The sequence below is a fragment of the Crocosphaera sp. genome (assembly GCF_030064895.1).
Classification (GTDB): domain Bacteria; phylum Cyanobacteriota; class Cyanobacteriia; order Cyanobacteriales; family Microcystaceae; genus Crocosphaera.
In genome coordinates this window covers 1-6,515 of the sequence record NZ_JASJEB010000175.1, presented here as the reverse complement: position 1 = coordinate 6,515, position 6,515 = coordinate 1, and the positions used below count along the sequence as shown (strand labels likewise).

General features: G+C 36.8%; 6 protein-coding genes and 2 pseudogenes. 5 read left to right on the top strand and 3 right to left on the bottom strand.

All coding sequences use genetic code 11. The annotated features are described in order from the left end of the window. Positions 1-255: 255 nt before the first annotated feature. From QNJ66_RS25790 to rsmG, 3 genes and pseudogenes are all read left to right on the top strand, one after another. A complete protein-coding gene (locus tag QNJ66_RS25790) occupies positions 256-1,503 on the top strand; it encodes a lipase family protein (protein ID WP_300511529.1) in 1,248 nt (415 codons plus the stop codon). A gap of 96 nt (positions 1,504-1,599) precedes the next feature. After that, positions 1,600-1,728 (top strand): annotated as a pseudogene (locus QNJ66_RS25785) (AAA family ATPase); the annotation flags it as partial. Between the two features lie 250 nt (positions 1,729-1,978). Further along, positions 1,979-2,704, top strand: coding sequence for a 16S rRNA (guanine(527)-N(7))-methyltransferase RsmG (rsmG, locus tag QNJ66_RS25780; protein ID WP_300511527.1), 726 nt, complete (start codon positions 1,979-1,981; stop codon positions 2,702-2,704). Positions 2,705-2,895: 191 nt separating this feature from the next. On the opposite strand, the gene QNJ66_RS25775 is transcribed toward rsmG, so the two are convergent. Together QNJ66_RS25775 and rplI are read right to left on the bottom strand one after the other, a co-directional pair. After that, positions 2,896-3,441 (bottom strand): Uma2 family endonuclease, encoded by a 546-nt coding sequence (locus QNJ66_RS25775; RefSeq protein WP_300511526.1) that lies wholly within the window; start codon positions 3,439-3,441, stop codon positions 2,896-2,898. A gap of 86 nt (positions 3,442-3,527) precedes the next feature. Beyond that, the gene (gene rplI / locus QNJ66_RS25770; protein WP_300511525.1) at positions 3,528-3,986 is read right to left on the bottom strand and encodes a 50S ribosomal protein L9; all 459 of its coding nucleotides are present in this window, start codon (positions 3,984-3,986) and stop codon (positions 3,528-3,530) included. Between the two features lie 152 nt (positions 3,987-4,138). Here rplI and QNJ66_RS25765 point away from each other — a divergent pair, with 152 nt between their 5' ends. Together QNJ66_RS25765 and QNJ66_RS25760 are read left to right on the top strand one after the other, a co-directional pair. Next, positions 4,139-4,834, top strand: a complete 696-nt coding sequence (locus tag QNJ66_RS25765) for a metallophosphoesterase family protein (protein ID WP_300511524.1) — start codon at positions 4,139-4,141, stop codon at positions 4,832-4,834. 2 nt (positions 4,835-4,836) lie between these two features. After that, on the top strand, positions 4,837-6,348 hold the full coding sequence (locus QNJ66_RS25760) for a pyruvate kinase (RefSeq protein ID WP_300511523.1): 1,512 nt from the start codon (positions 4,837-4,839) through the stop codon (positions 6,346-6,348). A gap of 59 nt (positions 6,349-6,407) precedes the next feature. On the opposite strand, the pseudogene QNJ66_RS25755 reads toward QNJ66_RS25760, so the two are convergent. Further along, positions 6,408-6,515: pseudogene (locus QNJ66_RS25755) on the bottom strand (RNA-guided endonuclease TnpB family protein); the annotation flags it as partial.

The window sequence follows — 6,515 nt, the reverse complement described above, 5'->3', positions numbered from 1 at the left end:
TGTCCTTGATTGATAATAGTTGATCTGATTAATTTCCCCCCGTCTCCCCATCTCCCCCTCTCCCCGTCAAACTCCAAGAATAAGTTTTTGGCAAAAATGGGATGCTCCCATAACTCCCCTCGGAATGCCTGCATTATTAAGCTACTTGAACTTAAATTACAAATATTTAAAGATAAGGAATTGATCAGAAACTTTCTAAAAAATTACTACTAAATTAAGAGTAGGTTAACTTAATCATGCCGAGAGGAATCAATTATGACTTCTACATTGAATCTCGAAACACAGTCAATGCAACATTCAGCTTTTGATTTTTTTACCCCCAGATTATCACCCCCAAAAGATTACAGACAATCAGAACCTAACTTTGAAAATGCTTACATCTGCGCCAATATTTCTCAACTCTGTTATTTAAGTTCTGTGAATGCAAAACGTATGAATATAGGGTACGAAGAAGCGGTGCGATCGACTCTGTATAGTTGGGGATGTAGTTATGAAGATGTCCAAAAAACCATCTTTATTGATAGTCAAGATATTGAAGATATTGTAGATGATGGTGAAGATATTGATGACAACAAAAAGAAGTATATTACTGACACCCAAGGATTAATTATTTTTCATAAAAACACTGCTATCATTGGGTTTCGTGGGTCTGAAAAAAAAGTCAGCGACTGGGCAACAAATTTCAAAATCCGTTCTCGTGAACTCGATTATACAGATAAACCATACGAACATGAGAATCCTTTAGCCGTTATTTTCAGTAAAAAACCAAGGGTGCATCGTGGATTTTTAAAGGCTTTTAAAGCAATTCTTGTTAACCCAAAATATCATGACTCGGTGATGAAACAACTAGGTGCAGCAGAGAATGTCTGGTTAACGGGACATAGTTTAGGAGGTGCGATCGCTATTCTTGCTGCTAACTATTTATTAGAGCAAGTAGAGGAAGAAATTCATGTATCTGGTGTTTACACCTTTGGTGCGCCTCGTGTTGGTAATAGTCATTATCGCGATCATATTAATGATAAATTCAAGTATCAATACTGGCGATTTATGAATGATAATGATCCGGTTCCAGATATTCCTTTTCCTGAATTAATTTATCGTTATTCCCGTGAAGGATGTATGCTGCGTCTTAATAAGATCAATGGAGATATCGATTACTTGCGTAGGATTGATGAAAACGGGGAAAGAATAAGAATCCCAGGGAAACCTTATAGAGGTAAGTTTACTTCTGTAGACGATCATAATCTAGGTGGACCGGGTAGCTATTGTGAGAGACTATTTTACTTAGTTTCTCAAAATCAACCAAATTGTCCTGAAATGACCTTTAAACAATTGGATGATCAGGGAAGAATCAAGGGGATTACTCCGGAAATTTCTATTTTTCAAACTATAGATTCTCTTCTAAAGCAAGGAGTATCAGAGGAAATAATTGCTAAATCCTTAAACGTTGACTTAGAAATTGTCAGAAAGGCGAGAAACTCTGACTTTCCTTACAGTGATTAAACCGATTCACTAGAGTTTAATCCTTGTTTTCCCTAACTTCTGTTTTTGACAACTGAATCCTAATTTTAGTAAGTTAAAGAATCAAATAATAGTCGATTAGTGAGGAATCTTTTTGAAAAAACTATTGCTAAACAAACGAACAGATTAGCTAAACTATCTAATCTTGATAATAAGATAATCCAAAAAATATTACCCGAAGATATTGCCTTGACGGTTAATGGTTAACAAAACTTTTGGGTAGTGTATCATAAGTAGTGAAAATTAAATTTTTGCCCAAGTTTCTGTTAAAATAAGGTGAAAGAGTGCAAAGAGTTTCTAAATTTGGGATAATTATCTATAGTTGAGAAAAAAATTTTAATAACTTAGCAAAAAAATAATAATGGATAAAGACTCTCCTTCATTATAATGAAGAAATACTATCAACTTAGATTGATTTTCACTACTTAAATTACACTACCCACATTTGACTTAATCAATGAAATTACCAACTTTTAACGATATTTGCGAAGATAGTTTACAATGGCAACCTACACAAGAACAACTAGAACAATGGGAGAAACTTTACCAAGAAATACTATTAATTAATCGTCAAATTAATTTAACTAGAATCACCCAACCAAACGACTTTTGGGAAAAGCATTTATGGGACTCTTTAGCTGGTGTGATTGGTTTAGATTTTTTAAACTATGAAGATTCATTAAAAGTAATTGACATTGGTACAGGTGCAGGTTTTCCTGGTCTTCCTATTAGTATTATTTTTCCCCATTGGCAACTAACATTATTAGATTCAACTCGTAAAAAAATTAATGTTATTAAACTATTCTTAGAAGCATTAAAATTGAAAAATTCTCAAACAGTTATTGGTCGTGCAGAAGACATAGGACATATACCAGAACATAGAGAAAAATATGATTTAGGGTTAATTCGTGCAGTAGGACAGCCTTCTGTTTGCGCTGAATATGTTTTACCTTTTCTCAAAGTAGGAGGAATAGGAGTTTTATATCGAGGAAACTGGCAAAAAGAAGAAGAAATCAACTTAAATAATGCTTTAAAAGAATTGGGAGGGAAACTTATATTGGTCAAACAGTTTGAAACCCCTTTAACTAAAAGTATGCGCAACTTTATTTATGTTGAAAAAATAGCAGAAACTTCTGATAATTTTCCTCGTGCTATTGGTATTCCTAAACAGAATCCATTATAATTAATGATAAATAACTAATAGAATTCATATAATTATTAAAGCACTATTCGCACCCTGTGCAAACTGAACTCCTACAGTTCGCATATCATTTCTAGTTTTGATTTGGCATTGAATGTATTTCAGATGTTGTCATAAGTGACCCGATTTGGTTCAGATTAATTAATGATAATCAATTCTGAACAGAAATATTTTTATTGTTGTAATATTCTACTAACTGAAATCTCAAGTTCAGGAAAAGCTAAAGGAAGAATTGTTCCTTGTTTATAAGTTTGTTGCTGTTGATAACTATCATTTCGTGGTTGAGTAAAGACAGTAATTTCTGTTTTTACTAGATCAACTACCCAATATTCTCTAATATTATTTTTTGCATAAATACTTTGTTTTAATGTTAAATCTCTAGTCAAGGTTGTATTCGCTATTTCTATTAACCAATAAATGTCTTCAGGATAAGGATGATGGGTTTTGTAACGACTATTAGGGGATTTAATAATGGTTATATCCGGTTCAGGTTCTGAGTCTGATAAAGTAATAGGGTGAGCTTCTCTGACCTCTGCTTTATCTCCTAAGAGTGAACGTAAATATTTCACACCTTCTGTGAGTGTATAGCTATGTAAAGGGCCTTCTGGGGACATTTCTATAATTTCTCCTGCTAACAATTCTACAGGGCGATCGCTTACAATACCAGCAGTAATCATGGCATGATAATCATCAACTGACCATTTCGCTAAAGTTATCATTGTTTTTTCTCCTCATAATTAAAACCTTTGTTTTTTCATAGTAGAGGTAGGTTCATACCTACCCCCAACTATAACCCTTTCCATCTCTAAAGGGGTGCAACTTGAATCTCAATAGTTGCAGTAACTTCGGGATGAAGTTTAACCGTTGCTTCATAGAAACCGGTTTTATTAATGTCAGGAACAGTAATACCGCGACGGTCTACTTCTTGGTTGGTCGCTGCTTGAATAGCGTCAGCAACTTCTGAACTGGTAACGGTTCCGAAAATAGCCTCTCCTTCCCCAACTTCTTTACGGATGGTAAAGCGTTTGATGGTTTCCAGGGCTGTTTTGCGCGCTTCGGCCTCTTGTCTTTCTGCTAAGAGTCTTTGTCTTTCTTTTTCCTTGCGTTGTTCAACCTGTCTGAGAATACCAGGAGTAGCAAGGGTGACTAATTTTTTAGGAATGAGATAATTTCTAGCGTATCCTGGAGAAACTTCCACTAAATCGCCATTTTCTCCTAATTTATTGATTGATTCATTCAATACTACTTGAACTCGTTTTGCCATGATAGGTTCTTTTTTGATTTTTTACCGCAATCCTTAATTATACAACAATGTCCAAATTACTATCAGTTGTCAGTTATCAGTGATGTATTAACCACAAGTTAACCTAAAAGCAATAAAATTATCTTTGAAAAGCTTCAAGGAGATAAAAAGTAATGCGTACACTTGCTGTGGGAGACATTCATGGATGTACTACAGCTTTTGATAAACTCTTAGAAGCAGTAGAATTGCGTCCAGAAGATAAACTAATTACACTCGGGGACTATGTAGATAAAGGTCCTGACTCAAAAGGTGTATTAGAAAGGTTAGTTTATCTTCATAAAAATTATCAATTAGTTCCCATAAAAGGGAATCATGAACTGATGATGTTAGATGCTTTTAATGGCAGAGACAATAACAATTTTTGGGTAAATGTTGACGGAAAATATACCTTAGTTTCTTACTATAACAATAATAACCAAGATTCATTATCCAATATACCTGAGCAACATTTAATCTTTGTTCAACACCATTGTTTAGACTGGTACGAAACCGAAAATCATATCTTTGTTCACGCTAATGTAGATCCAGATTTACCCCTTCATAAACAGTCAGAACATGACCTATTTTGGCAGAAAATTTATCCTCGGCCTAGTCATTATTCAGGAAAAATAGTAGTTTGTGGTCATACCTCACAAAAAGATGGTTGTCCCGTTAATATGGGTCATCAAATTTGTATCGACACTTGGGCCTGTGGTCAAGGTTGGTTGACTTGTTTGGATGTCGATACAGGAGAAATTTGGCAAACTAATCAAAAAGGGAAATTATTAACAGGTCATATTAATAATTGTTCTAATGTTTCTATTAATTAAAAATGAAAAATTTAGAAACCACCGCCCAACAAAAATTAACCTATCCCCACACCTTACTCAATGTCTTACAAAAGCTGCGTCATGATTTAATTGCAGAGGGAAATAATATCTTTGGAAAATGGCGATCACTGATCACCAGAACCCCATTTACCCCCAGCGCACAAAATTTGGCCTATTATTTAGCCCTACGTCACCACGATATACGGCCTATACAGCTTGCTTTAACCCCTTGGGGTCTTTCTTCCCTAAGTCAGATTGAATCCCGTGTCATGCCCAATTTAGAAGGGGTAATTGCTACATTAGGGGCTGTCTGTGGTCAAGATCCCACCTTCTTCCCCAAACATCCTCCCCTGGAAGCTTTTTTTGAAGGCGATCGCCTCTTAAAAACCCATACAGATGAACTATTCGGCCATCCCCCCAACCATCGTCAAGTCCGTATTATGGTCACCTTACCCAGTCATGCTGCCACTGATGAAACCTTTATTTTAGACTTGGTGCAACGAGGGGTAGACTGTTTAAGGATTAACTGCGCCCACGATAGTCAAGTTGAATGGGAAAGCATGATCCATAAGATTCGTCAGGCCGAAGAAAAGACCCAAAGACAGTGTAAAATTTTTATGGACTTAGGTGGTCCCAAATTACGGTTAAAAACGGTTATACCACCCAAAGGAAAAAAACGCATCCATCCAGGGGAAGGATTGTTATTAACTCATCAAAAACCGACTAAACCCCATAAAAACCATTTTCAAGCCTCTTTGACCCTTCCTGACGTTTTAAAGCAGGTCAAAGTAGGGGCTACCATTTGGGTTGATGATGGTCATATCGGGGGTACAGTCGAAAGTATCGGGGAAGAAGGGGTGTTAATTCGCATTACCCATGCTCGTCCCAAAGGAGAAAAAGTACGGGTAGATAAAGGGATTAATTTTCCAGATACACCCTTGGACCTTAACCCCTTGACCGATAAAGATCGTCAAGATTTAGATTTTGTCGCTATCCATGCAGATATAATCGGTTACTCCTTTGTCCAAAAAGCTAATGATATGGAAATTTTGCAATGGGAGTTAGAACAAAGGTTAGGTGTTGAGTGGCGAAAAGTGGCGATCGTGGCTAAAATTGAGACGTTGACGGCAGTTAAGAACCTTCCTGAGTTGATCATTCATGGTGCCGGAAAACAACCCTTTGGAGTGATGATTGCACGGGGAGATTTAGCAGTAGAAATCGGTTATCAAAGGTTAGCAGAGATGCAAGAGGAAATTTTATGGTTGTGTCAAGCTGCTCATGTTCCCGTGATTTGGGCAACTCAAGTCTTAGAAAATTTGGTCAAAAATAGTATTCCCTCCCGTGCAGAGATGACCGATGCAGCCATGGCAGAACGAGCGGAATGCGTTATGTTAAACAAAGGAGCTTATATTGGGCAAGGTGTAGATATTTTGGATGAAGTGTTATCCCGAATGCAAACCCATCAGTTGAAAAAAACCCCCCAGTTACGGGCTTTAGATTCTTGGAAAATTTGAAGGTTAGCGATCGCAGTTTGAGAAATGCGATCGCTGGTGACATCCTCCCACGCTAACTGCTAGGCAGTATAGCGTGGGCTTCCCAACTCACGATGGGATATTTCTGCCCACAGAGGTAAGTTACCCCTACGCCAGTTATCTAGGCTCATCACCCCCGACACCTCGAC